This window comes from Pseudomonas sp. BIGb0278 (assembly GCF_024809895.1).
Taxonomy (GTDB): Bacteria; Pseudomonadota; Gammaproteobacteria; order Pseudomonadales; family Pseudomonadaceae; genus Aquipseudomonas; species Aquipseudomonas shirazensis.
In genome coordinates, this window is sequence record NZ_JANUEL010000002.1 from 84,450 (window position 1) to 111,165 (window position 26,716).

Consider the following 26,716-nt stretch of genomic DNA (forward strand, 5'->3'; position numbering starts at 1 on the left):
TCGACTGATCGACTGGAATCACTATGTCCGGCTGCATCCCCGTTTTCACCCTTTCCCTGCGCGGCACTATCGCCGTGCTCTGCGGCTCGCTGCTGAGCCCCTTGGCTATCGCCGCCGACAGCGGCCATGTTGGCCACGACCACGACGCCGCCGAGCTGAGCCCGACGGTAATCACCGCCGTCGCCCCCAGCTCGCCGCTGACCATCGTCACCAACCCCAAGGACCCGCGCCAACCAGTGCCGGCCAGTGATGGTGCCGACTACCTGAAGACCATCCCCGGCTTCTCGGCGATCCGCGCTGGCGGCACCAACGGCGATCCGGTGTTGCGCGGCATGTTCGGCTCGCGTCTGAACATCCTCACCAATGGCGGCCAGATGCTCGGCGCCTGCCCCAACCGGATGGACGCGCCAACCTCGTACATCTCGCCGGAAACCTACGACCGCCTTACCGTGATCAAAGGCCCGCAAAGTGTGATCTGGGGCCCCGGCGGCTCGGCCGGGACGATCCTCTTCGAACGCGAGCCGGAGCAGTTCGGCGAGCTTGGCAGCCGAGTCAACGCCAGCCTGCTGGCCGGCTCCAATGGCCGCTTCGACAAGCTGCTCGACGTCGCCGCCGGCAACAGCCAGGCGTATGCGCGCTTCGTCGGCAACCAGTCACGCTCGGATGACTACCGCGACGGCAACGGCGACAGCGTGCCGTCGCGCTGGGACAAGTGGAACGGCGACGTCAGCCTTGGCTGGACGCCGGATGCCGACACCCTGCTCGAGCTCACCGCCGGCAAAGGTGACGGCGAAGCTCGTTACGCCGGGCGCGGCATGGACGGCTCGCAGTTCAAGCGCGAAAGCCTGGGCCTGCGCTTCGAAAAATCCAACCTCGGCGAGGTGCTCGACAAGATCGAGGCGCAGGTCTACTACAACTACGCCGACCACGTGATGGACAACTACAGCCTGCGCACCCCGTCCGGCAGCGGCATGATGGGCATGCCGATGGTCGCCAACGTCGACCGGCGCACCCTCGGCGCGCGGATCAAGGCCACCTGGCGTTGGGCCGATGTGCAGTTGATCAACGGTATCGATGCGCAAAGCAGCGAGCACCGCCAGCGCAGCGGCATGGGCGTCGACGCGCACCGTGGCCAGCCGTGGAGCAAGGATGCCGAGTTCCACAACTACGGCGCGTTCGCCGAGCTGACCTGGTACGCGAGCGGCGAAGACCGATTGATCAGCGGTGCCCGCCTTGACCGCGCTTCGGCGCGCGATCTGCGCAGCGACCAGGCCACCGCCGGCAACACTCGCGCCGATACCCTGCCCAGCGGCTTTGTCCGCTATGAGCATGACCTCAGCGCGCTGTCGGCCACCACCTACATCGGCCTTGGCCATGCGCAACGCTTCCCGGATTACTGGGAGCTGTTCTCGGCCGACGGCCCGGCAGGTGCACGCAACGCCTTCGACGCGATCAAACCGGAGAAAACCACCCAGCTCGACTTCGGCCTCCAGTACCGTGACGAGCGCCTGCAAGCCTGGGCCTCGGGCTATGTCGGGCAGATCCGCGACTACATTTTGTTCGACTACCAGACCGGCATGATGGGCATGAGCACCACCCAGGCGCAGAACATCGATGCGCGGATCATGGGCGGCGAGCTGGGCGCGGCGTACAAGCTGTCGGAAAACTGGAAGGCCGATGCGACCCTGGCTTACGCTTGGGGCAAAAACAGCAGCGACGGCAAGGCACTGCCGCAGATGCCGCCACTGGAAAGCCGCCTGGGCCTGACCTACAGCCAGGACAACTGGAGCACCGGGGCGTTGTGGCGGTTGGTCTCGGCGCAGAACCGCGTCGCTGAAAATCAGGGCAATGTGGTCGGCAAGGACTATCAAAAAAGCGCAGGCTTTGGCGTGTTCTCGCTCAACGGCGCCTACAAGGTCACGCGCAATCTCAAGCTCAGCGCAGGCGTCGACAACCTGTTCGACAAGGCTTACGCCGAGCACCTGAACCTGGCCGGCAACGCCGGTTTTGGTTACCCGGCGAACGATCCGCAGCCGGTGCCTGAACCTGGCCGGACCTTCTGGACCAAAGTCGATCTCAGCTTCTGACAATTACAACGGGCGCGGCCATGACCGCGCCCCTCTGATGGGAGGTTCCATGAGCGGACCGCGTATTTCCTTCTATAACCTGGCCTGGCGCTGGCACTTCTATGCCGGGCTGTTCGTTGCGCCATTCATGATTCTGCTGGCGCTCACCGGGATCATCTATCTGTTCAAGCCACAGCTCGACCCGCTGATGTACCGCGAGCTGATGGTGGTCGAAGGCGGCCACCATCGCCAAAACGCCGACGCGCTGCTGGCGCAGGTTCAGCAGGCTTATCCACAGGGCCACGTCGGCCAGTACCTGCCGCCGCTGAACAGCGAGCGCAGCGCGCAATTCGTGGTGCATGACGGCGGTCGTGAGCTGAACGTGTTCGTCGATCCGTACAACGCCAAGGTGCTCGGCGAGCAGGACGCCCAGCAGAACCTGCAGGCCATCGCCCGTGCCCTGCATGGCGAGCTGATGGTCGGCACCGTCGGCGACCGGCTGGTGGAACTGGCCGCTGGCTGGGGCATTGTGCTGGTGGTGTCGGGGCTGTACCTGTGGTGGCCGCGCGGGCGCAGCAGTGCCGGCGTGCTCTGGCCGCGCTTTGCCTCGCGCGGCAGGCTGCTGTGGCGCGACCTGCATGCGGTCAGCGGTTTCTGGGGATCGGCGCTGTTGCTGCTGATGCTGCTCAGCGGCATGACCTGGACTGGCATGTGGGGCAAGCAGTATGCCGATCTGTGGAACCGCTTCCCGGCGGCGATGTGGAATGACGTGCCCAAGTCGGACCAGCAGGCGCGGGTGCTCAACCAGGCGCATCGGCAGACCGTGCCCTGGGCGATGGAGAACACGCCGATGCCGCAGTCGGGCGCCCATGCCGAACATGCCGGGCACCACATGATGTCGAGCAAGCCAGCAGCGCCGCAGGTCAGCTTGCAGCAGGTCGAGGACATTGCCAGCAGCCGCCAGGTCGAGCCCGGCTACAGCATCACTCTGCCGACCACCGCCGACGGCGTGTTTACCATTGCGGTGTTTGCTGATGATCCCCGCAACGACGCCACCCTGCATGTCGACCAGTACACCGGCCAGGTGCTGGCCGATGTGCGCTGGCAGGACTACAGCCCGGTCGCCCGCGCGACTGAGCTGGGCGTGATGCTGCATGAGGGCAAGATGTTTGGCGCGTTCAACCAGATCGTGATCTTGCTGGTGTGCCTGATGATTCTGCTCGGTTCGGTGAGCGGTCTGGTGATGTGGTGGAAGCGCCGGCCCGAGGGTGGCCTGGGGGTGCCGCCGCTGCGCCATGATTTGCCGCGCTGGAAGACGGCGACAGTGGTGATGCTGGTCTTGGGCGTCGCGTTTCCGTTGGTGGGGGTGTCGATGCTGGTGATGTGGGTGGTTGATCGTTGCGTGGTGAGGCGGCGGATGGTGGTTCGGGCTTGAGAGAGCCGGGGCCGTTTTGCGGCCCCAGGCTGCCACGCAAAACTCGTGTCGATCTGTCACGCCCCGATCTGGAACGGGCGTGTTAGCCTACTCGGCTAGCAAAAAAAGACTGAACCAATAATGGAATGCAGCCAATGACCGTGACCTCCACCCCCGAGCCAGATGATCAGCATCTGCAACGCAACCTGAGCAACCGCCACATTCAGCTTATCGCCATCGGTGGCGCCATCGGCACCGGCCTGTTCATGGGTTCGGGCAAGACCATCAGCCTTGCTGGCCCGTCGATCATCTTCGTCTACATGATCATCGGCTTCATGCTGTTCTTCGTCATGCGGGCGATGGGCGAGCTGCTGCTGTCGAACCTCAACTACAAGTCCTTCATCGACTTCTCGGCCGACCTGCTCGGGCCCTGGGCCGGTTACTTCACCGGCTGGACCTACTGGTTCTGCTGGGTCGTCACCGGTATCGCCGACGTGGTCGCGATCGCCGCCTACACCCAGTTCTGGTTCCCTGACCTGCCGCAGTGGATCCCGGCGCTGAGCTGCGTGGCGCTGCTGCTGTCACTGAACCTGGTGACGGTGAAGATGTTCGGCGAGATGGAATTCTGGTTCGCCCTGATCAAGATCGTCGCCATCCTCGGCCTGGTCGCCACCGGCCTGTATATGGTCATCACCGGCTTCCAGTCGCCCACTGGCAGCACTGCGCAGCTGGCCAACCTGTGGAACGATGACGGCATGTTCCCCCATGGCCTGATGGGCTTCTTCGCCGGTTTCCAGATCGCCGTGTTCGCCTTTGTCGGTATCGAGCTGGTCGGCACCACCGCCGCCGAAGCGAAAGACCCGGAGCGCACCCTGCCGCGGGCGATCAACTCGATCCCGATCCGCATCATCGTCTTCTACGTGCTGGCCCTGATCGCGATCATGGCAGTGACGCCGTGGCGGGACGTGGTGCCGGGCAAGAGCCCGTTCGTCGAGCTGTTCGTCCTCGCCGGCCTGCCTGCTGCGGCCAGCATCATCAACTTCGTGGTGCTGACCTCGGCCGCCTCGTCGGCCAACAGCGGCGTGTTCTCCACCAGCCGCATGCTGTTCGGCCTGGCCCAGGAAGGCGATGCACCGAAGGCCTTCGAGAAGCTCTCGCGCCGCGCGGTCCCGGCCAACGGTCTGTTCTTCTCCTGCGCCTGCCTGCTGCTGGGCGCGGTGTTGATCTACCTGGTGCCGAACGTGATCGAAGCCTTCACCCTGGTGACCACGGTGTCGGCGGTGCTGTTCATGTTCGTCTGGACGCTGATCCTGCTGTCGTACCTGAAGTACCGCAGCCAGCGCCCGGCGCTGCATCAAAGCTCGATCTACAAGATGCCCGGCGGGCGCTTCATGTGCTACGTGTGCCTGGTGTTCTTCGCCGCGATTCTGGTGCTGCTCAGCCTTGAGGCCGACACCCGCTCGGCGCTGGTAGTGACGCCGATCTGGTTCCTGCTGCTGGCAGTGACCTACCAGTTCGTGCGCAGCAAGCGCCAGCCGCGGGCCGCAATGGACCGCTGACTGCTTGGGGCCGCCTAGCGGCCCCAATACCGTGCACGCCTCGGGCGCCAGCACCAAGCTGGACCCAGCAACCCTACCCTTCCCCCGCAAAGCCCCGGAAACCGGGGCTTTGGCCGTGTCCGAAAAGCGGGCACAGCGCTTGCAATGTCTCCTGCAGAGTCGCCAACAGCATAAAAAACTCAGCGGAGAGAGCACATGAAGCGTCGCAGTCTGATCAAGGCCTTTACCCTTAGCGCATCGATTGCGGCGATGGGCCTGAGCTGGAGTATCCAGGCCGCCGAGACCATCAAGGTCGGCATCCTGCATTCGCTGTCGGGGACCATGGCCATTTCCGAGACCTCGCTCAAGGACATGGCGTTGATGACCATCGACCAGATCAACGCCAAGGGCGGGGTCAATGGCAAAATGCTCGAAGCGGTGGTGGTCGACCCGGCTTCCAACTGGCCGCTGTTCGCAGAGAAAAGCCGCCAGTTGCTGACCCAGGACAAGGTCGCGGTGGTGTTCGGCTGCTGGACGTCGGTGTCGCGCAAGTCGGTGCTGCCGGTGTTCGAGGAGCTCAATGGGCTGCTGTTCTACCCGGTGCAGTACGAAGGTGAAGAGATGTCGCCAAACGTCTTCTACACCGGCGCGGCGCCTAACCAGCAAGCGATCCCGGCGGTGGAATACGTGATGAGCGAAGACGGCGGCAGCGCCAAGCGCTTCTTCCTGCTCGGCACCGACTATGTCTACCCGCGCACCACCAACAAGATTCTGCGGGCCTTCCTGCACAGCAAAGGTGTGGCCGACAAGGACATAGAAGAGGTGTACACGCCGTTCGGCCACGCTGATTATCAGACCATTGTCGCCAACATCAAGAAGTTCTCTGCCGGCGGCAAGACCGCGGTGATCTCCACCGTCAACGGCGACTCCAACGTGCCGTTCTACAAAGAACTGGCCAACCAGGGCCTGAAGGCCACCGACGTACCGGTAGTGGCGTTCTCGGTGGGCGAAGAGGAGCTGCGCGGTATCGACACCAAGCCGCTGGTCGGCCACCTGGCGGCGTGGAACTACTTCGAGTCGGTGGATAACCCGGTCAACCAGAAGTTCGTCGCGGACTGGAAGGCCTACGCCAAGGCAAAAAATCTGCCGGGCGCCGACAAGGCGGTGACCAACGACCCGATGGAAGCCACCTATGTCGGTATCAATATGTGGGCGCAGGCGGTCGAGAAGGCCAAGTCCACCGATGTCGACAAGGTCCGCGAAGCGCTGGCCGGACAGACCTTTGCCGCGCCGTCGGGCTACACCCTGACCATGGACAAGACCAACCACCACTTGCACAAGCCGGTAATGATCGGCGAGATCCAGGATGACGGTCAGTTCAGTGTGGTCTGGGAGACCGAGCAGCCCCTGCGTGCGCAACCGTGGAGCCCGTTCATTCCTGGCAACGACAAGCGTCCGGATTATGCGGTGAAGGGTAACTAAGTGACGGGGGCCGCTCTGCGGCCCTTTCCTGTAGGAGCGGCCTTGTGTCGCGATCGAGCGCGCAGCCCTCGCCTCCCCCTGACACAACAGGATCAACCAATGCTCAGATTCCTGCTCGCCCTGCTCCTGCTGCTGCCGCTGGCAACCCAGGCCAGCGAGGGCGACCTCTTCTACGCTGCCAAGCCCGCAGACCAGGCCCGCCTGCTGCAGGACTGGGCAGCCCAGCCAGAGCCTGCGCGGCTGGCGCTGCTGACCGCGCTGAAACAAGGCCGGATCGCCGACGGCGACACGCGCAAGCTGCGCCTGAACAACCGTCTGCGCGGCCTGATCGACAATGCCCTGGCCAGCCATCAGTTGCTCAGCGATGACGCCCGCGTGCGGCTGGCCGCGGCTGGCGAACTGCAACGCAGCGCCCAGCCGGCACAGGTGGCGTTTCTAGACCGGCGCTTCGCCAATGAGTCAGACCCAGCGGTGCATGCCGCTCTGGGCCTGGCCCTGGCCAACCTGCAACTGGTCGCCAGCGAGCCCTCGGTACGCCTGGCCGCAGTGCGTCTGCTCGGCGAAACCGGCGACCCTTTGGCCCGCACCCGTCTTGAAGCGCTGTTGCAGCCCGGTGTCGAGACCGACGCCGCCGTGCGCACCGCCGCCGAAACCAGCCTGGCCCAGGTCAAGCGCAAGCTGCTGATCGGTGAACTGCTCGGGCAGGCCTTCAGCGGCCTGTCGCTGGGCTCGATCCTGCTGCTGGCAGCACTGGGCCTGGCGATCACCTTCGGCTTGCTTGGGGTGATCAACATGGCCCACGGCGAGATGCTCATGCTCGGCGCCTACAGCACCTACATGGTCCAGGTACTGCTGCAGCGCTACGCGCCAGGCGCCATCGAGTTCTACCCGCTGATCGCCCTGCCGGTGGCGTTCGCCGTCAGTGCCGGGGTCGGTATGGCGCTGGAGCGCACAGTGATCCGTCATCTGTACGGTCGCCCACTGGAAACCCTGCTGGCGACCTGGGGCATCAGCCTGATCCTGATCCAGGCGATCCGCCTGCTGTTTGGCGCGCAGAACGTCGAGGTAGCCAACCCGGCGTGGCTGTCCGGCGGGATTCAAGTGCTGCCGAATCTGGTACTGCCCTACAACCGCATGGTGATCATCGGCTTTGCCCTGGCGGTGGTGCTGCTCACCTGGCTGCTGCTCAACCGCACCCGGCTGGGGCTGAACGTGCGCGCGGTCACCCAGAACCGCAACATGGCTGCCTGCTGCGGGGTCTCCACCGGCCGCGTCGACATGCTCGCCTTCGGCCTTGGCTCGGGCATCGCCGGCCTTGGCGGGGTGGCCCTGAGCCAGGTCGGCAACGTCGGCCCAGACCTTGGCCAGAGCTACATCATCGACTCGTTCCTGGTGGTGGTTCTCGGTGGCGTCGGCCAGCTTGCCGGCACGCTGTGGGCCGCGTTCGGCCTGGGCATCGCCAACAAACTGCTCGAGCCGCAGATCGGTGCGGTGCTGGGCAAGATCCTTATCCTTGCGCTGATCATCCTGTTCATTCAGAAGCGCCCGCAAGGCTTGTTCGCTCTCAAGGGACGGGTAATCGACTGATGAACCAGCCACTGCTTGTCACCGCCGCACAAAAGGCCGGGCCGCGCCTGTCGCTGGCCATCGGCATCGTTGTTGTCCTGCTGCTACTGGCCTTGCCGCTGTTGTCGCTGCTACCCGCAGAGCACTCGTTGCAGGTCTCGGCCTACACCCTGACGCTGGTCGGCAAGATCCTTTGTTACGCCATTGTCGCGCTGGCGCTGGACCTGGTGTGGGGCTACGCCGGCATGCTTTCGCTGGGGCATGGATTGTTCTTCGCCCTCGGCGGCTACGCCATGGGCATGTACCTGATGCGCCAGGCGGCGGGTGACGGCCTGCCGGCGTTCATGACCTTTCTGTCGTGGACCGAGCTGCCATGGTTCTGGGCCGGCACCCAGCATCTCGCCTGGGCGCTGTGCCTGGTAGTGCTGGCGCCGGGCCTGCTCGCGCTGGTGTTTGGTTGGTTCGCCTTCCGCTCACGGATCAAGGGCGTGTACTTCTCGATCATGACCCAGGCGCTGACCTTCGCCGGCATGCTGCTGTTCTTCCGTAACGAAACCGGCTTTGGCGGCAACAACGGCTTCACCAACTTCCGCACCATTGCCGGCTTCGATGTGGCCGCGCAAGGCACCCGCGCAGTGTTGTTCCTGCTTACCGTCGGCCTGCTGCTGGCCAGCCTGTACCTGTGCTGGCGGCTGACCCAGAGCAAGTTCGGCCGCCTGCTGACGGCACTGCGTGATGCGGAGAACCGGCTGATGTTCTGCGGCTATGACCCGCGCGGTTTCAAGCTGCTGGTGTGGGTGCTCAGCGCCGTGCTGTGCGGCCTGGCCGGGGCGTTGTACGTACCACAGGTGGGCATCATCAACCCCAGTGAAATGTCGCCGACCAACTCCATCGAGGCTGCCGTATGGGTAGCACTGGGCGGACGCGGCACGTTGATCGGGCCACTGCTCGGAGCGGGCCTGGTCAATGGCATGAAGAGCTGGTTCACCGTGGCCTTCCCGGAGTTCTGGCTGTTCTTCCTCGGCGCGCTGTTCATCATCGTCACCCTGTACCTGCCCAAAGGCGTGGTCGGCCTGTTGAAGAAAAGGAACCAGCCATGAGAGGCATCCCACCGGTACACCCGGAATTCATGCTCGAACCGGTATTCGACCAGATCGGCGCCGGGCGCGATGCGATCGGACTCGGCCAGCGCCGCGGCATAGGCCTGGATGTGCGCCACGGCACGGTGCTGAGCCTGGAAGACATCAGCGTCAGCTTCGATGGTTTCAAGGCGCTCAATGCGCTGAACCTGTACATCGGGGTTGGCGAGCTGCGCTGCATCATCGGCCCCAATGGTGCCGGCAAGACCACCATGATGGACGTGATCACCGGCAAGACCCGCCCGGACACCGGCACGGCGTTTTTCGGCGACACCCTCGACCTGACCCGCATGAGCGAATACCAGATCGCCCAGGCCGGCATAGGTCGCAAGTTCCAGAAGCCGACGGTGTTCGAGGCGCTGACCGTCTGTGAAAACCTCGAACTGGCGCTCAAGACCGACAAGTCGGTATGGGCTAGCCTGGCCTCGCGGCTGTCATCCGAGCAGCGCGAGCGCATCGACTCAGTGTTGACCCAGTTGCGCCTGCTGCCCTTGGCCCATCGCCAGGCCGGGCTGCTGTCGCACGGGCAAAAACAGTTTCTGGAAATCGGCATGCTGTTGGTCCAGGAGCCGCAACTGTTGCTGCTCGATGAGCCGGTGGCAGGCATGACCGATGCCGAAACCGAGTTCACCGCCGAGCTGTTCAAGGGCCTCGCGCGCAGCCATTCGCTGATGGTGGTGGAGCACGACATGGGCTTTGTCGGCAGCATCGCCGACCACGTCACCGTGCTGCACCAAGGCAGCGTGCTGGCCGAAGGCTCGCTGGAGCAGGTGCAGGCGGATGAGCGGGTGATCGAGGTTTACCTGGGCCGCTGATCGTTGTTTGCCAACAGACCGCGCCAACCGTTGCGCTCAAGGATTTGCACATGCTGAAAATCGATACCCTGCATCAGTACTACGGCGGCAGCCATATCCTGCGTGGCCTGTCATTCGAGGCCAAGATCGGTGAAGTGACCTGTCTGCTCGGGCGCAATGGGGTCGGCAAGACTACCTTGCTGCGCTGTTTGATGGGGCTGGTGCCGGCGCGGGAAGGCAGCGTGCACTGGGAAGACCAGCCGATCACCACGCTCAAGCCGCAGCAGCGGGTGCATGCCGGCATCGCTTATGTGCCACAGGGGCGGGAGATCTTTGCCCGGCTGACCGTTGAAGAAAACCTGCTGATGGGCCTGTCACGTTTCCCGGCCCGCGAGGCGCGGGAAGTGCCGGCGTTCATCTATGAGCTGTTCCCGGTACTTGAGCAGATGAAGCAGCGCCGTGGCGGTGACTTGTCCGGCGGCCAGCAACAGCAGCTGGCCATCGGTCGTGCCCTGGCCAGCCGGCCACGCTTGTTGATCCTCGACGAGCCTACCGAAGGCATCCAGCCGTCGGTGATCAAGGAAATCGGCGCGGTGATCCGCAAGCTGGCCGACCGCGGCGACATGGCCATTTTGCTGGTCGAGCAGTTCTATGATTTTGCCGAGGAGCTGGCCGATCAGTACCTGGTGATGGCCCGCGGCGAGATCATCCAGCAAGGCCGTGGCGAAAACATGCAGGCCGAAGGTGTGCGCGGGTTGGTAACCATTTAATCTGCAGGCAATCCTTCTGCGAGACGTTGTCATGAGCTACCCGATTCGCGATGCCCAGGCTGCCGATGTGCCGGGCATTCTCGCCATCTACAACGATGCCGTGCGCAATACCACGGCGATCTGGAACGAGACCCCGGTGGACCTGGCCAACCGCCAGGCCTGGTTTGCGGCGCGGGCTGAGCAGGGCTATCCGATTCTGGTGGTAGCCGATGACAGCGGCGTGCTGGGCTATGCATCGTTTGGCGACTGGCGCCCGTTCGAGGGTTTTCGGCACACCGTCGAGCATTCGGTGTATGTGCGCGATGATCAACGCGGCAAGGGCCTGGGGCCGTTGCTGATGGCGGCACTGATCGAGCGTGCGCGTGGCTGCGGCAAGCATGTGATGGTGGCTGCGATCGAGAGCGGCAATGCAGCGTCGGTGCGGTTGCATGAGCGGCTGGGGTTCATTGTGACCGGGCAGATGCCGCAGGTCGGCATCAAGTTTGGTCGCTGGCTGGACCTGACCTTCATGCAATTGCTACTGGACCCCGCGCACCTGTAGGAGCGGCCTTGTGTCGCGAAAGGGTCGCGCAGCGGCCCCAAAAATTTCAGCTCCGCCGCTGACATCGCCGGGCCCGCTTTGCGGGCCTTTCGCGACACAAGGCCGCTCCTACAGGCCACGCGCCGGTCGATGGCCCTGTGGCGAGTCACATCTGGGTAAACCGCCCCAAACGCTGGCGCAGCATGCTGTTCTCGCTGCGCAGGTGCTGCACTTCTTCCAGCAACTCCAGCGCCAGCGCCACGCCTTCCCACTCCAGTTCCAGCTCCTGATGCAGCTTGACCGCGCGCTTGAGCGTTACCGGCGCGCGGTCGTCGAACAGCCAGTCTTCCGGCGTTCGCCCCGATGGTTGAACAATGCCGTGCTCGACGATTTCGATCACCCAGTCAGCCGTGATATTGGCTTCCTGGCAGAGGGTGCGCATGTCCAGTTGAACGATCAGGGTGCTGCTCATGATCAACTACTCCATTGAGTCCTCGGGTTGAACGCGGCCTTCTCGGCAAGCTTGGCCCACAGTTCACGGGTGGCGTCGTCCGACTGGGTCGGCATGACCACCTTCAATTGCGCGTACAGATCACCGCGCTCGCCCTGCTTGTTGCTCAAGCCCATGCCTTTGACGCGCAGGCGCTGGCCGCTCTGGCTGTCGGGGCGGATGGTCAGGTTGATCTTGCCGGTCAGGGTCGGTACCGCGACCTTGGTGCCCAGCGCGGCTTCCCACGGCGCCAGCGGCACGGTGATGATCAGGTCATGGCCTTCGACATCGAACAGCGGATGCGGCGCCATGCGAATGGTCAGGAACAGGTCGCCATTGGCACCACCGCCAACCCCTGGCGCACCCTGGCCCTTGAGGCGGATGCGCTCGCCGTCGGTGACCCCGGCCGGGATCTTGACGTTGAGGGTCTTGGTGGTGAACCCGGTGCGCTGCCCGGCGGCGTTGGTCTGCGGGATCTGGAAGCTGATCTGCTTGGACTCTTTGTTCAGGGTCTCCTCAAGGAAAACCGCCAGCTCCAGTTCCACGTCCTGCCCTCGTCTGCCCGCACTGCGTTGCTGTTGCTGCTGTCCGCGTCCGAACGGGCTGCCGCCACGTGCGCCAAAGATCGAGCTGAAGAAGTCGGAGAAGTCGCCGCCTTCGAAACCATTGTCCGCGCCAGCGCCGCGACCCTGCCAGCCGGGCGGGGCCTGGAACGGCCGGCCGTGCTGGCCGCCATACTTGCGGATCTCGTCGAATTCAGCGCGTTTCTGCGCGTCACCAAGCACTTCGTAGGCCTCGTTGGCCTCTTTGAACTTGTCCTCGGCATCGCGCTCCTTGCTGACATCGGGGTGATACTTGCGGGCCAGCTTGCGGTACGCGGCCTTGATCGCCTTATCGTCCGCGGTGGGCTCTACGCCGAGTATCTTGTAATAGTCTTTGAAGTCCATCTATGGATCACCAGTGTGAATTTGCGTGTTGCATCTGAAGATAGGGACCAAGCATAGCCTTTCAAGGGCGGTTTGGGGTTGCCGTGGAGCAGACGACTGGTCTTGATTCTGCTGGCAAAGGGCATAAACTGCGCGGCCGTTTTGCCTCCGGAAGTAAATTGTCCATGTCCGACGTATCCCCGGCCCGTGCCCTGGGCATCGATTTTGGCACCTCCAACTCCACGGTCGGCTGGCACCGCCCGGGTGCCGAGTCGCTGATCGCCCTCGAGCAAGGCAAGATCACCTTGCCCTCGGTGGTGTTCTTCAATATCGAGGAGCGTCGCCCGGTGTACGGCCGCCTGGCCCTGCACGAATACCTCGAAGGCTACGAAGGGCGCCTGATGCGCTCGCTCAAAAGCCTGCTCGGTTCCAAGCTGATCAAGCATGACACCAGCGTGCTCGGCACTGCCCTGCCGTTCAAGGACCTGCTCGGGATGTTCATCGGCGAGCTGAAAAAACGCGCCGAAGCCGACGCCGACCGCAGCTTCGAGCAAGTCGTGCTGGGCCGCCCGGTATTCTTCGTCGACGATGACCCGGCGGCCGACCAGGAAGCCGAAGACACCCTTGCCGACGTAGCGCGCAAGATCGGCTTCAAGGACGTGTCGTTCCAGTACGAGCCAATTGCTGCGGCCTTCGATTACGAGTCCGGCATCAGCCGCGAAGAGCTGGTACTGATCGTCGATATCGGCGGTGGTACCTCCGACTTCACCCTGATTCGCCTGTCGCCCGATCGCCACCATCTGGCCGAGCGCCAGAGTGACATTCTCGCCACCGGCGGTGTGCACATTGGCGGTACCGACTTCGACAAGCAGTTGAGCCTGCAAGGCGTGATGCCGCTGTTCGGCTACGGCAGCAAGATGAAGAGCGGTGCGCTGATGCCGACCAGCTACCACTTGAACCTGGCCACCTGGCACACCATCAACGCCGTGTATTCGCAGAAATCACAGCTGGCGCTGGGCAACATGCGCTATGACATCGAAGACGCGCTGGGCATCGATCGTCTGTTCAAGCTGATCGAGCAGCGTGCCGGGCACTGGCTGGCGATGGAGATCGAGGCCAGCAAGATCGAGCTGACCGACCAGCCCAGCCGCCAGATCGACATGCGCCGGGTCGAACCGGAACTGACCGTCGAGCTGACCCGCGCGTTGTTCGAAGACGCCATTGGCAGCCTGCTGCAACGGGTCCGCGGCAGCGTCAGCGAATTGCTGAACAAGGCTGGCGTCACTGAGGGCCAGGTCGACACGGTGTTCTTCACCGGCGGCTCCAGCGGCATCCCGGCGCTGCGCAACAGCGTTGCGGCGATGCTGCCCAATGCTCGCCACGTCGAAGGCAATATCTTCGGCAGCATCGGCAGCGGCCTGGCGATCGAAGCGCGCAAGCGTTACGGCGCGCTGTGAGCCTCAGCGCAAGCCTGGCAGCGCGTTAGCGCGTGCTGTCAGGCCTGCCCCTCACACCAGCTCGGCGCGGCGCAGCTCACTTTTCAGATACGCATAATAGATCGGCCCGGCCACCACTCCCGGCAAGCCGAACGCGGCCTCGAACACCAGCATCGCCAGCAGCAACTCCCACGACTTGGCCCTGATCTGGCCGCCGACGATCCGCGCGTTGAGGAAGTACTCGACCTTGTGGATAACGATCAGATAGCCCAGCGCCGCCAACGCCACCCAGATCGACAGCGACAAGCCGACGATGGTGATCAGCGTGTTCGACATCAGGTTGCCGATCACCGGCAGCAGGCCGAGCAGGAAGGTCAGCACGATCAGGGTCTTGGTCAGCGGTAGGTGTACGCCGAACAGCGGCAGCACCACTGCGAGGAAGATCCCGGTGAAGAAGGTGTTGAGCAGCGAGATCTTGATCTGGGCGAAGACGATATTACGAAACGCCTGCACCAGCAGCGCCAGCCGTTCGAACATCGCCGCTGCCAGTGGCTTGCGCCGGGAGATATCGGGGATGCGCTGCAAGGCAACGATGGCACCGAGGATCATCCCGATCAGCAGGGTGACGAACATGTGCGCCATGCCCTTGCCAACCAGCTGCAATTCACCGAGGTGGCTCCTCAGCCATTCGCCAATCGCCACCTTGAACTCGGCCGCACTGGCCGGCAGGTAGCCTTCGATGAACGGTGGCAACTGGCTACGCGCCTGCTCCACCAGCAGCATGAACTTGTCCAGCGAGGCGCCAGGGTTCTCCGCTTCATGCAGCAAGAAGCTGAACGCGCCCGCAATCAGCAACGTCAGGCTGATCACCACCAGCGTGCCCAGCAACGCCACCGCCAGCCAGCGCGCGCGCTGCCCGGCAATGATCGGCTGTAGCCGCGGGGTAAGCATATTGACCAGTTCGAACACCAGCAGGCCGGCGAGCAGGCTTGGCAACAACTTCAGCGGCAGGGCCAGCAACAGGCCGGCAAAGACGATGATCCAGCTGGCCAGGGTGACCTGGCGAGGGGTGAAAGTCATACAGCCTCAGGGGCAGACAGCGGAAAAGAATCGCAGTCTGCCAGCCTTCGGCGCGCAAACATAGATACAGCTCATTTCTTCTTCAGGCAGGTACTCATGAATGCTTTGCGCTCGTCACCCTTGAGGGTCTTCTCGGTGGCGGTGGCGTTGCAGCGGGTCATTTTCTCCTGCTGGGTGACCTTCAGGCACTTGCTCATGAATGCCTTGCGCTCATCACCCTTGAGGGTCTGCGCAGTGGCGTCGGCGTTGCAGCTCTTCATCTTTTCCTGCTGGGCGGTGGCGGCAAAGCCCTGCGCGCAGATCAACATGCCCAATACCAGCAATGGCGCTTGCAGTCGCTTCATGGAGTGGTCTCCTTGTTCCGCGCCCAATGCACGGATCCAAGCCTGAGTGTAGCCAACTATTTCCGCGTGCCAGCGCCATCAGAGCCCCGCGGCTTTCAAGCGCGCGGCGTGCTCGGTAAACAGCCGCACCGGCTCAGCCCCCTTGCCCACCGCACCGAGTGACTGGTTGACGATGTCCAGATGATCCAGCGGGTGGTCATCGCCCAGCACCTGGCCCAGGTGCGAACTGTTGCGCCCGACCATGCCGTCGCACTGGCCTTTCTCGCGGACGAAGCTGCGGGCGAACAGGCGACAGAAGCGGTTGCTGCCGTCAAAGCGGTTGCGGCCCTGGTCGGTCAAGCCTGGCTGCAGCGTGCCCGACCACGAGTAGTAGCGCACGCCATTGACCTCATAGGCGCCCTCGCCGCCCCATTCCTGCGGCAGGCCCTGTGGATAAGCCTGGTTGAACAGCGCCACACCCGCGCAGGTCAGCGACTGATGCGACGCGTGCACGTCGATCGGCAGCCGCTCACGGCGCCAGCCCGTTTCCAGCCAGCCCATCAACCGCGCCAGGCCGTGCAACACGACGCGCAGCACACGCCCTTTAAGCGAGTGCCCGGGCGCCGTGCGTTCGAGGTGGTCGGCCAGCTCCGAGCCGTGATTGGGCCCGGCCACCGACGTCACCGAGGCAACCCGGTCTGGCCGCTTGGCAGCGGCATAGCGCGCGCTGAGTGCGCCCTGGCTGTGGCCGATCAGGTTGACCTTGGCGGCGCCGCTGCGCTGGCAGATGTCTTCGATGATCGCCAACAGCTGCTCGCCACGCACCTCGCTGGAATGCAGCGGCGACACCTGCACGGGATAGACCTTGGCACCGCCGCGGCGCAGCGCCGACACGATGCCGAACCAGTAGGGATAAACCAGCAGCCGGACAAAACCGAGCATGCCCGGCACCAGCACCACCGGGTATCGCGTCGCCAGATCCTGTTTCATTGCCGTTCTCCTCGGGTTTGGCCGTGCGCCAACACTAACGCGGGGTAGATGACAGCCACAATCGAACTCCTGAGCCGCGCTGCGGTTCCAATCCTGCACACACCCTGAGCAAGGAGCGGGACCATGTACAAACAGACTTTGGCAATCCTTCTGGCCAGCGCAACCCTGGCCGCCTGCGGCAGCCGTCCGGAAAACCCGGTGGACTACGTTACCTACCGTGACGAGCCGCTGGTCAAGCAGGTCGAGAACGGCATGACCATGCAGAAGGTAATCGCCATCGGTGGCAGCCCGTCGATGGTCATTGACCTGCCCAACGGCGGCACCTGCAACGACTACATCCTCAACCGTGATGGCCATCAACAGCCCTACTACGTGCGCTTCGATGCCACCGGCCACGTCGATGCCAAAGGCTTCAAGACCTGCAAACAACGAGAAGAAGACACGAAAGCCGCAACTGGCGCGTGAGTCTTCCTGAAGCCCTGACAACCCTGATATCTCGGAGATAAGCATGAGCAACGTTGAACTGACCGATAAACACACCTTGCGCGAACGCGCCCGCCAGCACGTTGAAGACGGCGCCGTGACCGAAGGCTATAGCGCCGACCGCGAGAAGATCATCCAGCTGCTCAACGAGTCGCTGGCAACCGAGCTGGTCTGCGTACTGCGCTACAAGCGCCACTACTTCATGGCCAGCGGGATCAAGGCGGCAGCAGCAGCTGACGAGTTCCTCGAGCACGCCACCCAGGAAGCCGAACACGCCGACAAATTGGCCGAGCGTATTGTCCAGCTGGGCGGCGAGCCGGACTTCAACCCGGACAACCTGAGCAAGAACTCCCACGCGCAGTACGTAGCGGGCAACTCGCTCAAGGAGATGGTGCTGGAAGACCTGGTGGCTGAACGCATCGCGGTCGACAGCTACCGCGAGATCATCCAGTACATCGGCGAGAGCGACCCGACCACCCGGCGCATCTTCGAAGACATCCTGGCCCAGGAAGAAGAGCACGCCGACGACATGGCCGACCTGCTCAAGGGTCTGTGATTCGCTAGCCTCTGGCCTCTGCCCGCAACCTGCGGTGCAGAGGCCGATAACGAACCCGCCTTACTTCTTCGTCTTGACCTCCGCCGGCGCCTTGCCGGCTTTCATTTGCTCAAGCAATGGCGTGCATTGATTCTGCTCGCCGTCACCCGGTGCAATCAGCGCCAGCAGCCCTGCTGCCGGGCCAATCGCAACGCCCAGGGCAACCATACCGGCGCCACGCAGGGCCAGCGGCAGCGCCTGCACACCAGCACTGGGTTTGACGAACTTGCCGCGCACATACAGCGGCGAGCGCAGCGAGAACAGGCGCAGGCCCTTGGACTCCGGGGTGACCTTCAGGTCGAGCTGTTCACTGGCGAAGTTGACCGTGCCATCGACATAGATGATCGCGTTCTCGGTATCGAAGACAAACACGCGCGTGCTCGCCAGGCCGTCCTTGATGCCGACATCGGCGGCCGCGCAGTTGATCTGCACATCCTTGTCGCCGAACAATTTGCCGACCACATAGTTACCGACGTTGAGGCCGGCCAGTTCCATCAGCTCACGGCTGATCGCGCCATCGTTGATCAGCATGCGCATGTCGCCGTTGGCGGTGCCGAGCAGCGCCGCAACCGAATTGCCACGGCCGCTGATATCGGCATCGCCGTTGAGCTGGCCAAAGCTGGTCTGCATCGGCGCGAAGCCTGGGAACAGTTCCTTGAGCTTGAAGCCACGCGCGGTCAGCCGGGCCCGGCCCTGCATCGGCACGTTACGGCCATCCAGGCGGATGTTGGCGGCGAGATTGCCCCCGGCTACGCCAAAGCGCAGCGGCTGCAGGCGCAACAGGCCGTCATCGAGGATCAGGTGCACGGCCAGGTCGTTGAACGGCAGCTTGGAGCTGTGCACGATGCGCTTGCCGCTGAAGCTGACGTCGGCATCCATTGCACGCCAGCGCTCGGTCCGAAACTCTTCGACCGGCAGCACTTTGTCGCCTGGCTGCTTGCTGGCACCGCCACGGGCCTTTTGCTCGGCGTTGGAGTCAGCGCCGATCAACGGCGCAAGGTCCTTGAACAGCAGCTGATTGGAGACCAGCTTGCCGCTCAGTTTGGGCCGCGGCTTGCTCGCGACAAAGGCCAGATCGCCATGAATGTCGCTGTCGCCGATCTTGCCGTTGAAACCTTCATAGCTGAACCGCGCACCCTCGGCAGCGTGCAGGTTGGCCAGCAGATGGCCGTCGGTGGAGTACGCAGGTGTGTCCGGCAGGGTCACGCCAGTCAGCGGGTAGAGGTTGCCAAGGCTCGCGCCGGACAGCTTCAGGCGCAGGTCCAGCGCGCCCAGGTTACGCGGGTCGGTCAGGGTGCCGGCGACCACCACATGGGTGTCGGCAATACGCACGTCGGCCTGCAACGGGAACGGCTGGCTGGCGTCCTGCAGCGCCAGCAGGCCACCGATCTTGCCAGTGCCGGACACCGGCTGATCCTTGTAGCGGCCGCTGGCCTTGAGGCCAAAGGCGTAGTCCTGGGCGCCGGCGCTCTTCTCGGCGCGGGCCTTGCCGACGATCTCGCTGAACGGGATTGGCTTGCCCAGCGGGTCGATCTGCACCTTCATGTCAGCCTTGAGGATCTGGTCGTTGTAGCTGACATTGCCCTGATCAAAACCGATGGCGCCGATATCCAGCACCCATTTCGACGGTTCGGCGTTTTCATCCTTTGGCCCGAAATCGAACGTCCAGTTGGCGCGGCCATCGGCCAGGCGGGTCAGGCTGGCATTGGGTTTGGTCAGGTTGATGCGCGGAATGACAATGTGCTGAAAGATCAGCGGCAGCGGTGACAGACGAAATTCGACCTTCTCCAGGCCGACCATCTGCGGCTGTTTGAGCCACTCCGGATTGCCCAGGGTCAGGTCCTCGGCAATGAAGTGCGGCCACGGCACCCAGGCGCGCCAGCCGCCTTCTTCAGGCTCGGTGCGCCATTTGACGGCGAGGTTGCCGTTGATGGCGAACGGTCGCTGCAAGGCGGCTGAGACTTTCTCGTTGAGCAGCGGCTTGGCGCGGTTCCAGTCGAAGGTGGCGATCACCACCACCAGGATCGCCAGCAAGGTGATCAGTGTGGCGAGGGTCCAGGTGATGATTCTGGCGGGGCGCGTCATTGCGTGATTCTCCTGACTGCATGGCTCATGGCGCCACGACGGTGACACTTAATAAGTTGGACTGATGAAAAGCCGCTGGGTTTAATCCATGGCGCATTCTAGCCAAGAATTTTCTGACGACCTCATCAGCTTTGCCGTGAGATTGAATGGTTACCAAGCTGCTCAGTGGCATGCGCGCGGAGCCGAAATGCCTGGGCTAGAGCCGCTGCTGCAACAGTATCAATCCTGTCGATTGTTACCATTATCCTTATGAACTTTTCTCTGGCGGTGCGGCGGGTAGCATTGGCTTCGTACCCACTTTCCAGCCCTCCAGAGGAGCGCCCTGATCATGAAACGCCAATTACTGCTTAGCCTTGCCCTGTCCATCGCAGCCACCAGTGCCTTCGCCTTGCCTGGTCAGGAGCAGCACCTGACCGCCGAGTCGCGCTCCAGCGACGCGGCCGCCGTGCAGCCTTTGAACACCCTTGCCGAAGGTGGCTCGGATCGTCTGATCGAACGCAGTGGCCGTGTCGCCGAAGGTGGCTCTGATCGCCTGATCGAACGCAGTGGCCGCGTCGCTGAAGGTGGCTCGGACCGCCTGATCGAGCGCAGTGGCCGTGTTGCCGAAGGTGGCTCGGACCGTCTGATCGAGCGCAGTGGCCGAGTAGCCGAAGGTGGCTCGGATCGTCTGCTTGAACTCAGCCGTGTGAGCTGATTGCCATGGCAGAAAAGGTCGATCCTCGATATTGCGCCTGCTACCCTCCAAGCCCGGTCCATTGACCGGGCTTTGTTTTTTTATCCAGAATAACCCCGTCGTACAGCCACAGAAGCCTGCCCCATGCTGCCTCGCGCCGAACAGAAGCTCCAGACCCGTCAAGCCTTGCTGGACGCTGCCTGCCAGTTGATGGAGAGCGGCCGTGGCTTTGGCAGCATCAGCCTGCGTGAAGTGGCCAAGACCGCCGGCATCGTGCCCACCGGTTTCTATCGGCACTTTCCTGACATGGACGCGCTCGGGCTGGCCTTGGTCGAAGAAGTCGACGCGACCTTCCGCCACGCGATCCGCCTGGTGCGGCAAAACGAATTTGAGATGGGTGGCATCACCGATGCCTCGGTACGCATCTTTCTCGACATGGTCGCCGCGCACCGCACTCAGTTCCTGTTTCTCGCCCGCGAGCAATACGGCGGCTCGCAGCCGGTGCGCCAGGCCATCGCTCGCCTGCGCCAGCACATCAGTTCCGACCTTGCCACTGACCTCGGCCTGATGCCGCGCTGGAAGCACCTTGATGCGGCAGCCTTGGAAGTGATGGCCGACCTGGTGGTCAAGACCGTATTCGCCACCCTGCCCGAGCTGATCGACAGCCCTGACCCGCACACCGCCCAGCCGCTCAGCGCGCAGGAGAAGATCACCCAGCAGCTGCGCTTCATCTTTGTCGGTGCACGCCACTGGCAGGGTTTGAGCACCCCTGGCTGACGACCCTTGGCCGCTAGCTGCTATCATGGCGCCCTGCCCGATTGCGACGAGCGTTGCCATGTCCGACCCCCGCCCCACCCTGCCCGAGCTGAGCACCCGCCTGGCGCGTTTCCGTCAGCACTTCGCTGAACGCATCGTGCCACTGTGGCAAGGCCCAGGCTGGAACGACGAAATGGCTCTGCCTTTCGAAGCCCTCGATGAACAGCACCAGCCACTGCCCGTGCAGCGCTACCGGGCGATGGCCGTCGCGCGTCAGTTGTACCTGTTCAGCAGCCGTATCGAGCAAGCCGGCGCCGCCGAGCGCGCCGCAGCATTGTTCCGTTCGCTGCAGCGCCACTTCCACGATGCCGAACACGGCGGCTGGTTCTACAGCGTAGACGCCGCCGGCAAGCCGCTGGACCGGCGCAAGGACCTGTACACCCATGCGTTCATCGTGTTCGCCTGCGCGCATTACTGGGGCAAGGTGCAGGAGGGGCTGGTCGAAGCCACACTGAACGCAGCGCTGGAAGTGGTAGCCGAACGCTTCGCGCGCGACGATGGCCTGTATGAAGCAAGCCTGGGCGAAGACTGGGCCGACCTGGGCAGCGGACCGCTGCAAAACCCGCAGATGCACCTGGCCGAAGCCTTCCTGCAAACCCTCGCAGTACGCGACGATCAGGACGTGCAGCAAGCGTTGCTGCAACTGTGTGAGGCGCTGCAAACGCACTTCATCGAGCCCGAGCACGGCCTGATGCTGGAAAAACCGCGCGGCGCTGTGGATAACTGGTTCGAACCTGGTCATCAGTTCGAGTGGTTCTACCTGCTCGAAACATCGCCGCTGCTCAACAGCAGCGCGCTGCATGGATCGATCGCCCGTGGCTTTGACTACGCCGAGCGCCATGGCGTGATCGATGCGGCGGTACTCGCCAGCCTGGATATCAATGGCAAGGTGCTCGACCCAACCCAGCGTATCTGGGCCAAGGCAGAATACCTGCGCGCGTTGGCATTGCGCCCGGGCAGTGAGCAGCAGCTGTTGCAACAGCTACGCTCGCTGGAGGACAAGTTCCTGCATGCAGGCGGCTGGCGCGAATGCCTGGACGCCACCGGCGCGGTCAGCCGGCACGACATGCCGTCGACCACGCCCTATCACCTGGCGACCTGCCTGCAAGGGCTGGACGCGCTGGCCTGACGGTTACGCGTCGCACCAAGGGGCCGCAGGCCGGCCCCGTTGCTGCGCTCAGCCTTTGGGCGAGCGATCGATCGAGAACCCAGCCCAATCCTGACTCACCGGCATCAACTCAAGGCTATTGATGTTGATGTGCGCCGGCTGGTTGAGAATCCAGAAGATGGTCTCGGCGATGTCCTGCGGCTGGATCGCTTCGGCGCCAGCGTAGGTTGCATCGTACTTGGACTGATCGCCACCGAAGCGCACCAGCGAAAACTCGCTTTCGCACAGGCCTGGCTCGATGTTGCTGACCCGCACGCCAGTGCCACGCAGGTCGCAGCGCAAGCTCAGCGAGAACTGACCGACAAACGCCTTGGTGCCGCCATAGACGTGGCTGCCAGGGTATGGATAGTTACCCGCCACCGAACCCACGTTGAGGATCGACGCGCCACGACCATGAGCGATCAGCCGCGGCAGGAGCAGGCGAGTGGTGTACATCAGGCCCTTGATGTTGGTGTCGACCATGGTGTCCCAGTCGTCCAGGTCGCACTTCTGCGCAGGGTCTGCACCCAGTGCCAGGCCTGCGTTGTTGACCAGCCCGCGCAGCTTGTCGAACGCAGGCGGCAGGTTGGCGATGGCCTGCTCCATTGCCGCGCGGTCGCGCACGTCGACCACGATGCCATGCACGTCGGTCTTGGCCGACAACTCGGCGCACAGCGCATCCAGGCGCTCTTTACGGCGGCCGGTCAGGACCAGCTTCCAGCCTGCGTCGGCAAACAGGCGGGCGGTGGCCTCGCCGAAACCGGAAGTGGCGCCCGTGATGAATACGGTAGACGTCATGCTGTTCTCCTTCGCAATGGGGTGTCGTCGGCAGGCCTTGAAGCATGCCCGTGGCCGGCCCAGCCAGCAAGCCGTTTAAGCGACTGGTCAAAAAACGTACACATTGCGCAAAGCCTTGCCGCATAAGGCCCGGTGCAGGCTATGCGCATGTTATCCACAGGGCTCTCCCCACCGATTGGGGGCAACTTGCAACCTGCTTAGACGCGGTCTCTGTAGGAGCGGCCTTGTGTCGCGAAAGGGTCGCGGAGCGGCCCCAGCAGTTCTGCGGCGTTGCCTAAATCGTGGGGCCGCTACGCAGCCCTTTCGCGACACAAGGCCGCTCCTACAGGGCCAGCGTGCACCCTATAAAGGTTAAGTCGAGCAAAGCCATGCTAGCTGCCACTTGCAGCAGTCTGTCCAAGGCTTTTGCACAGAGTTATCCACAGATTGATCAGGCGCGAAATCCGTCGGCTGCAGGGCTAATCAGGGCGCCGTTACAGGTATCCAAAGGGCATTGATCAAAATATGATCAAACCTCTACAAGCCTTGATTACAAAGGGCTGCAACAGAGTGCCACCATGTTGTCCACAGGCAGTTCCACACGATCCGTGGACAAGTTTCTACCTGTGCAAACAAGGGCTTGGCGAGGGATTCAAAGAAGCTAAATCAACGGTGTGCGACAAGTTGTCCACATTTGCTGAAAGAAGGGGCCGCATGGCGGCCCCTGACCATCAATGGCCGCCAAGATAGGCGTTGCGCACATCCTCGTTGACCAACAGCTCCTGGCCGGTGCCGGTCATGCGGATCTCGCCGTTGACCATCACATAGGCGCGGTCCGACAGCTTCAAGGCATGGTTGGCGTTCTGCTCCACCAGAAAGATGGTCATGCCGCTCTGGGCCAGCTCGCGCAGGGTGGCAAAGATCTGCTTGACCACGATGGGCGCCAGGCCCAGCGACGGCTCATCGAGCAGCAGCAGTTTGGGTCGGCTCATCAGCGCGCGGGCGATTGCCAGCATCTGCTGCTCGCCGCCGGACATGGTCATGGCCCGCTGGCTGCGGCGCTCCTTGAGCCGGGGAAACAGCTCGTACATACGCTGCATGTCTTCGCTGGCGTGCTTGTCGCCGATGGGGATGGTGCCCATCATCAGGTTCTCCTCGACGGTCATGTCGGGGAACACCCGGCGCCCTTCCGGCGATTGGGCAATGCCGTTGGAAGCGATGAAGTGCGGCGATTTGCGGGTGATGTCGGTGCCGCGATAAAGGATTTGCCCGGACGCTGCCCGTGGCTGGCCAAAGATCGACATCAGCAACGTCGACTTGCCGGCACCGTTGGCGCCGATCAGGCTGACCGTCTCGCCCTCGTTGATGTGCATCGAGACCTTTTTCAGGGCCTGGATCGGCCCGTAGAACACGTCCAGCTCCTTCAGCTCGAGAATGGGTGCACTCATACCAGTTCCTCTTCATCTGCACCCAGGTAGGCGGCGATCACCGTCGGGTTGTGGCGGATTTCCTGCGGCGCGCCTTGCGCGATCACCGTGCCGTGATCGAGCACGACGATGTGGTCGGAGATGCTCATGACCATGCCCATGTCATGCTCGATCAGCACGACGGTGATGTCGTGCTCGTCGCGCAGCACGCGGATCATCCGGCTCAGTGCTTCGGTTTCCTGCGGGTTGAGGCCGGCGGCCGGTTCGTCCAGACAGATGATCTTGGGCCGGGTACACATGGCCCGGGCGATCTCCAGGCGGCGCTGCTGGCCGTACGACAATTCGCCAGCCAGGCGGTTGGCACAGTCGACCAGGTCGACCACTTCGAGCCAGTAGAAAGCGTGGTCCAGCGCATCGCTTTCAGCTTTGCGGTAGCTCTTGGTGTTGAGCACGCCGGCGAGTAGATTGCGGTTGACCCACATGTGCTGCGCCACCAGCAGGTTCTCCACCACGGACATTTCCTTGAACAGGCGAATGTTCTGGAAGGTCCGCGCCAGCCCGGCGCGGTTGACCAGGTGGGTGCCGCCGAACATCTTGTAGTACACGCGGCTGGCAAAACGCGCCGGCGACACGAAGTCGCTGGGCTGGAAGCGCTCGCCTAGCAGCTGGATCACGTCGGTCTGGTTACCGCGCAGGTTGATCTGGATGCGCCCGCCGCTGGCCTTGTAGAAGCCGGTCAGGCAGTTGAACACGGTGGTCTTGCCGGCGCCGTTGGGGCCGATCAAGGCAAAGATCTGGTTGCGCCTGACCTGCAGGCTGACGTCGCTCAATGCCTTGATGCCGCCAAACTGCATCATCAGGTGTTCGACCGAGAGAATGACTTCGTCGCTCATGGCGCCACTCCTTTACGCGGGACTACCCCGGTGCGGCTGATCCGGATCAGCCCACGCGGTCGCCAGATCATCATCAGCACCATCAGTACCCCGAACAGCAGCACGCGGTATTCCGAGAAGCTGCGCAGCAGCTCGGGCGCCACGGTCAACACGAAGGCCGCAATCACCACGCCAACGGTCGAGCCCATGCCGCCCAGCACCACGATGGCGAGGATCAGCGCCGACTCGAAGAAGGTGAACGAGGACGGGTTGACGAAGCCTTGGTAAGTGGCAAAGAACACCCCCGCCAGGCCCGCGGTAGAAGCGCCCAGGGTGAATGCCGAGAGTTTCACCAGCACGTGGTTCAGCCCCATCGAGCGGCAGGCGATCTCGTCTTCGCGCAGCGCTTCCCAGGCGCGGCCAACCGGCATCCGGGTCAGCCGATGTTTGATGTACAGCACCGCCAGCACGACCAGGAACAGCACGATGTAGATGAACAGGAATTTCACGTTGGGGTTGTAGTCCAGCCCAAAAAACTCATGGAACGGCACCCCGCCGTCCTTGGCCCGGCGGCCAAACTCCAGGCCGAAGAAGGTCGGTGATGGCGCCGGCATACCGTTCGGCCCGCCGGTGAAGGACAGCCAGTTGTTCAGCACCAGGCGGATGATCTCGCCAAAGCCCAGGGTCACGATCGCCAGGTAGTCGCCGTGCATGCGCAACACCGGAAAGCCCAATATGCAGCCGGCCAGTGCCGCTGCAATGGCGGCCAGCGGCAACACCGTCCAGAAGCCCAGGCCGAGGTACTGGTAACCAAGCGCCAGGCCGTAGGCGCCGATGGCATAGAACGCCACGTAGCCAAGGTCGAGCAAGCCGGCCAGGCCGACTACGATGTTCAGGCCAAGGCCCAGCAACACGTAGATCAGGCCGAGAATCACCACCGTCAGCAGGTACTTGTTGGCGAAGATCGGGAACACGATGGCGATCACGATCAGCGCCGGAATGATGTAGCGCAGCCGCGACTTGTAGTCCGGCGCCAGCACATGCACGCCCGAGCCACCACTGTCGAAGCCCTGCAGCATGCGCTGGCCGGTGCCGCTCTGGAAGAACAGGCTGAGCACGAAGCGCCCGACCATCACCGCGCCGACCAGCCAGGCCACACGGGCGGGCTCGGCGTTGAAGGTATAGCCATCGAGCACCACGCCGACTACCGGGCCGAACACGATCAGGGCAAGCAGGCCGGCGACGATGGTCTCGATCAGGCTGCGTTTGATATCAAAACCGGAAGAAGCAGAATTGGCAGCAGACAT

General features: G+C 63.3%; 25 protein-coding genes. 15 read left to right on the plus strand and 10 right to left on the minus strand.

The features are described from left to right. The first annotated feature begins 23 nt into the window (after positions 1-23). The 9 genes from M2396_RS09160 to M2396_RS09200 all read left to right on the plus strand — a co-directional run bounded on the left by M2396_RS09160 (position 24) and on the right by M2396_RS09200 (position 11,310). Complete coding sequence (locus M2396_RS09160) at positions 24-2,087, plus strand: TonB-dependent copper receptor (protein WP_259074344.1); 2,064 nt, start codon at positions 24-26, stop codon at positions 2,085-2,087. Between the two features lie 49 nt (positions 2,088-2,136). Beyond that, positions 2,137-3,501 (plus strand): PepSY domain-containing protein, encoded by a 1,365-nt coding sequence (locus M2396_RS09165; protein WP_188035244.1) that lies wholly within the window; start codon positions 2,137-2,139, stop codon positions 3,499-3,501. A gap of 134 nt (positions 3,502-3,635) precedes the next feature. Continuing rightward, positions 3,636-5,039: a D-serine/D-alanine/glycine transporter gene (gene cycA / locus M2396_RS09170; RefSeq protein ID WP_150571350.1), complete on the plus strand. Its 1,404-nt coding sequence runs from the start codon at positions 3,636-3,638 to the stop codon at positions 5,037-5,039. 195 nt (positions 5,040-5,234) lie between these two features. Next, positions 5,235-6,500 carry an urea ABC transporter substrate-binding protein gene (urtA, locus tag M2396_RS09175; protein ID WP_101316028.1) on the plus strand — a complete coding sequence of 422 codons (1,266 nt, stop codon included), beginning with the start codon at positions 5,235-5,237 and terminating at the stop codon, positions 6,498-6,500. Between the two features lie 99 nt (positions 6,501-6,599). After that, a complete protein-coding gene (urtB, locus tag M2396_RS09180) occupies positions 6,600-8,087 on the plus strand; it encodes an urea ABC transporter permease subunit UrtB (RefSeq protein WP_101316026.1) in 1,488 nt (495 codons plus the stop codon). Continuing rightward, the gene (gene urtC / locus M2396_RS09185) at positions 8,087-9,166 is read left to right on the plus strand and encodes an urea ABC transporter permease subunit UrtC (RefSeq protein WP_101316024.1); all 1,080 of its coding nucleotides are present in this window, start codon (positions 8,087-8,089) and stop codon (positions 9,164-9,166) included. Before urtB ends, urtC begins: the two co-directional genes overlap by 1 nt. Further along, positions 9,163-10,020 carry an urea ABC transporter ATP-binding protein UrtD gene (gene urtD, locus M2396_RS09190; RefSeq protein WP_188035243.1) on the plus strand — a complete coding sequence of 286 codons (858 nt, stop codon included), beginning with the start codon at positions 9,163-9,165 and terminating at the stop codon, positions 10,018-10,020. The genes urtC and urtD overlap by 4 nt, the downstream gene beginning before the upstream one ends. Before the next feature lie 50 nt (positions 10,021-10,070). After that, a complete protein-coding gene (gene urtE / locus M2396_RS09195) occupies positions 10,071-10,769 on the plus strand; it encodes an urea ABC transporter ATP-binding subunit UrtE (RefSeq protein ID WP_101316020.1) in 699 nt (232 codons plus the stop codon). Positions 10,770-10,800: 31 nt separating this feature from the next. Next, positions 10,801-11,310 (plus strand): GNAT family N-acetyltransferase, encoded by a 510-nt coding sequence (locus tag M2396_RS09200; RefSeq protein WP_188035242.1) that lies wholly within the window; start codon positions 10,801-10,803, stop codon positions 11,308-11,310. 145 nt (positions 11,311-11,455) lie between these two features. On the opposite strand, the gene M2396_RS09205 is transcribed toward M2396_RS09200, so the two are convergent. Next, positions 11,456-11,761 carry a chaperone modulator CbpM gene (locus tag M2396_RS09205; protein ID WP_188035241.1) on the minus strand — a complete coding sequence of 102 codons (306 nt, stop codon included), beginning with the start codon at positions 11,759-11,761 and terminating at the stop codon, positions 11,456-11,458. A gap of 2 nt (positions 11,762-11,763) precedes the next feature. Beyond that, on the minus strand, positions 11,764-12,726 hold the full coding sequence (cbpA, locus tag M2396_RS09210) for a curved DNA-binding protein (RefSeq protein WP_101316014.1): 963 nt from the start codon (positions 12,724-12,726) through the stop codon (positions 11,764-11,766). A 164-nt stretch (positions 12,727-12,890) separates the two neighbouring features. On the opposite strand from cbpA, the gene M2396_RS09215 reads away from it, so the two are divergent. Next, positions 12,891-14,162: an Hsp70 family protein gene (locus tag M2396_RS09215; protein WP_150571345.1), complete on the plus strand. Its 1,272-nt coding sequence runs from the start codon at positions 12,891-12,893 to the stop codon at positions 14,160-14,162. A 51-nt stretch (positions 14,163-14,213) separates the two neighbouring features. On the opposite strand, the gene M2396_RS09220 is transcribed toward M2396_RS09215, so the two are convergent. The 3 genes from M2396_RS09220 to M2396_RS09230 form a co-directional block, all read right to left on the minus strand. Then, complete coding sequence (locus M2396_RS09220; RefSeq protein ID WP_101316010.1) at positions 14,214-15,221, minus strand: AI-2E family transporter; 1,008 nt, start codon at positions 15,219-15,221, stop codon at positions 14,214-14,216. 71 nt (positions 15,222-15,292) lie between these two features. Next, positions 15,293-15,565 (minus strand): PsiF family protein, encoded by a 273-nt coding sequence (locus tag M2396_RS09225; RefSeq protein ID WP_101316008.1) that lies wholly within the window; start codon positions 15,563-15,565, stop codon positions 15,293-15,295. Between the two features lie 78 nt (positions 15,566-15,643). After that, a complete protein-coding gene (locus M2396_RS09230; RefSeq protein WP_101316006.1) occupies positions 15,644-16,534 on the minus strand; it encodes a triacylglycerol lipase in 891 nt (296 codons plus the stop codon). A 123-nt stretch (positions 16,535-16,657) separates the two neighbouring features. On the opposite strand from M2396_RS09230, the gene osmE reads away from it, so the two are divergent. Continuing rightward, positions 16,658-16,999 (plus strand): osmotically-inducible lipoprotein OsmE, encoded by a 342-nt coding sequence (osmE, locus tag M2396_RS09235; RefSeq protein WP_150572865.1) that lies wholly within the window; start codon positions 16,658-16,660, stop codon positions 16,997-16,999. A gap of 43 nt (positions 17,000-17,042) precedes the next feature. Continuing rightward, a complete protein-coding gene (locus M2396_RS09240; protein ID WP_101316002.1) occupies positions 17,043-17,573 on the plus strand; it encodes a bacterioferritin in 531 nt (176 codons plus the stop codon). Between the two features lie 60 nt (positions 17,574-17,633). Here M2396_RS09240 and M2396_RS09245 read toward each other — a convergent pair whose 3' ends face one another. Beyond that, entirely contained in the window at positions 17,634-19,697 is a 2,064-nt protein-coding gene (locus M2396_RS09245) for an AsmA family protein (RefSeq protein ID WP_259074363.1), read from the minus strand. A 328-nt stretch (positions 19,698-20,025) separates the two neighbouring features. Between M2396_RS09245 and M2396_RS09250 the strand changes: the two genes are divergently transcribed. From M2396_RS09250 to M2396_RS09260, 3 genes are all read left to right on the plus strand, one after another. Beyond that, a complete protein-coding gene (locus tag M2396_RS09250) occupies positions 20,026-20,391 on the plus strand; it encodes a hypothetical protein (RefSeq protein WP_220632997.1) in 366 nt (121 codons plus the stop codon). Between the two features lie 123 nt (positions 20,392-20,514). After that, positions 20,515-21,147: an HTH-type transcriptional repressor FabR gene (gene fabR / locus M2396_RS09255; RefSeq protein WP_101315997.1), complete on the plus strand. Its 633-nt coding sequence runs from the start codon at positions 20,515-20,517 to the stop codon at positions 21,145-21,147. Positions 21,148-21,205: 58 nt separating this feature from the next. Continuing rightward, entirely contained in the window at positions 21,206-22,315 is a 1,110-nt protein-coding gene (locus tag M2396_RS09260) for an AGE family epimerase/isomerase (RefSeq protein ID WP_259074368.1), read from the plus strand. A 48-nt stretch (positions 22,316-22,363) separates the two neighbouring features. Here M2396_RS09260 and M2396_RS09265 read toward each other — a convergent pair whose 3' ends face one another. The 4 genes from M2396_RS09265 to livM form a co-directional block, all read right to left on the minus strand. Then, positions 22,364-23,131 carry an SDR family oxidoreductase gene (locus tag M2396_RS09265; RefSeq protein ID WP_103435868.1) on the minus strand — a complete coding sequence of 256 codons (768 nt, stop codon included), beginning with the start codon at positions 23,129-23,131 and terminating at the stop codon, positions 22,364-22,366. 710 nt (positions 23,132-23,841) lie between these two features. Next, complete coding sequence (locus tag M2396_RS09270; RefSeq protein ID WP_103435867.1) at positions 23,842-24,558, minus strand: ABC transporter ATP-binding protein; 717 nt, start codon at positions 24,556-24,558, stop codon at positions 23,842-23,844. After that, the gene (locus tag M2396_RS09275) at positions 24,555-25,430 is read right to left on the minus strand and encodes an ATP-binding cassette domain-containing protein (RefSeq protein ID WP_259074370.1); all 876 of its coding nucleotides are present in this window, start codon (positions 25,428-25,430) and stop codon (positions 24,555-24,557) included. The genes M2396_RS09270 and M2396_RS09275 overlap by 4 nt, the downstream gene beginning before the upstream one ends. Then, positions 25,427-26,716 carry a high-affinity branched-chain amino acid ABC transporter permease LivM gene (gene livM, locus M2396_RS09280; protein ID WP_101315987.1) on the minus strand — a complete coding sequence of 430 codons (1,290 nt, stop codon included), beginning with the start codon at positions 26,714-26,716 and terminating at the stop codon, positions 25,427-25,429. Before livM ends, M2396_RS09275 begins: the two co-directional genes overlap by 4 nt.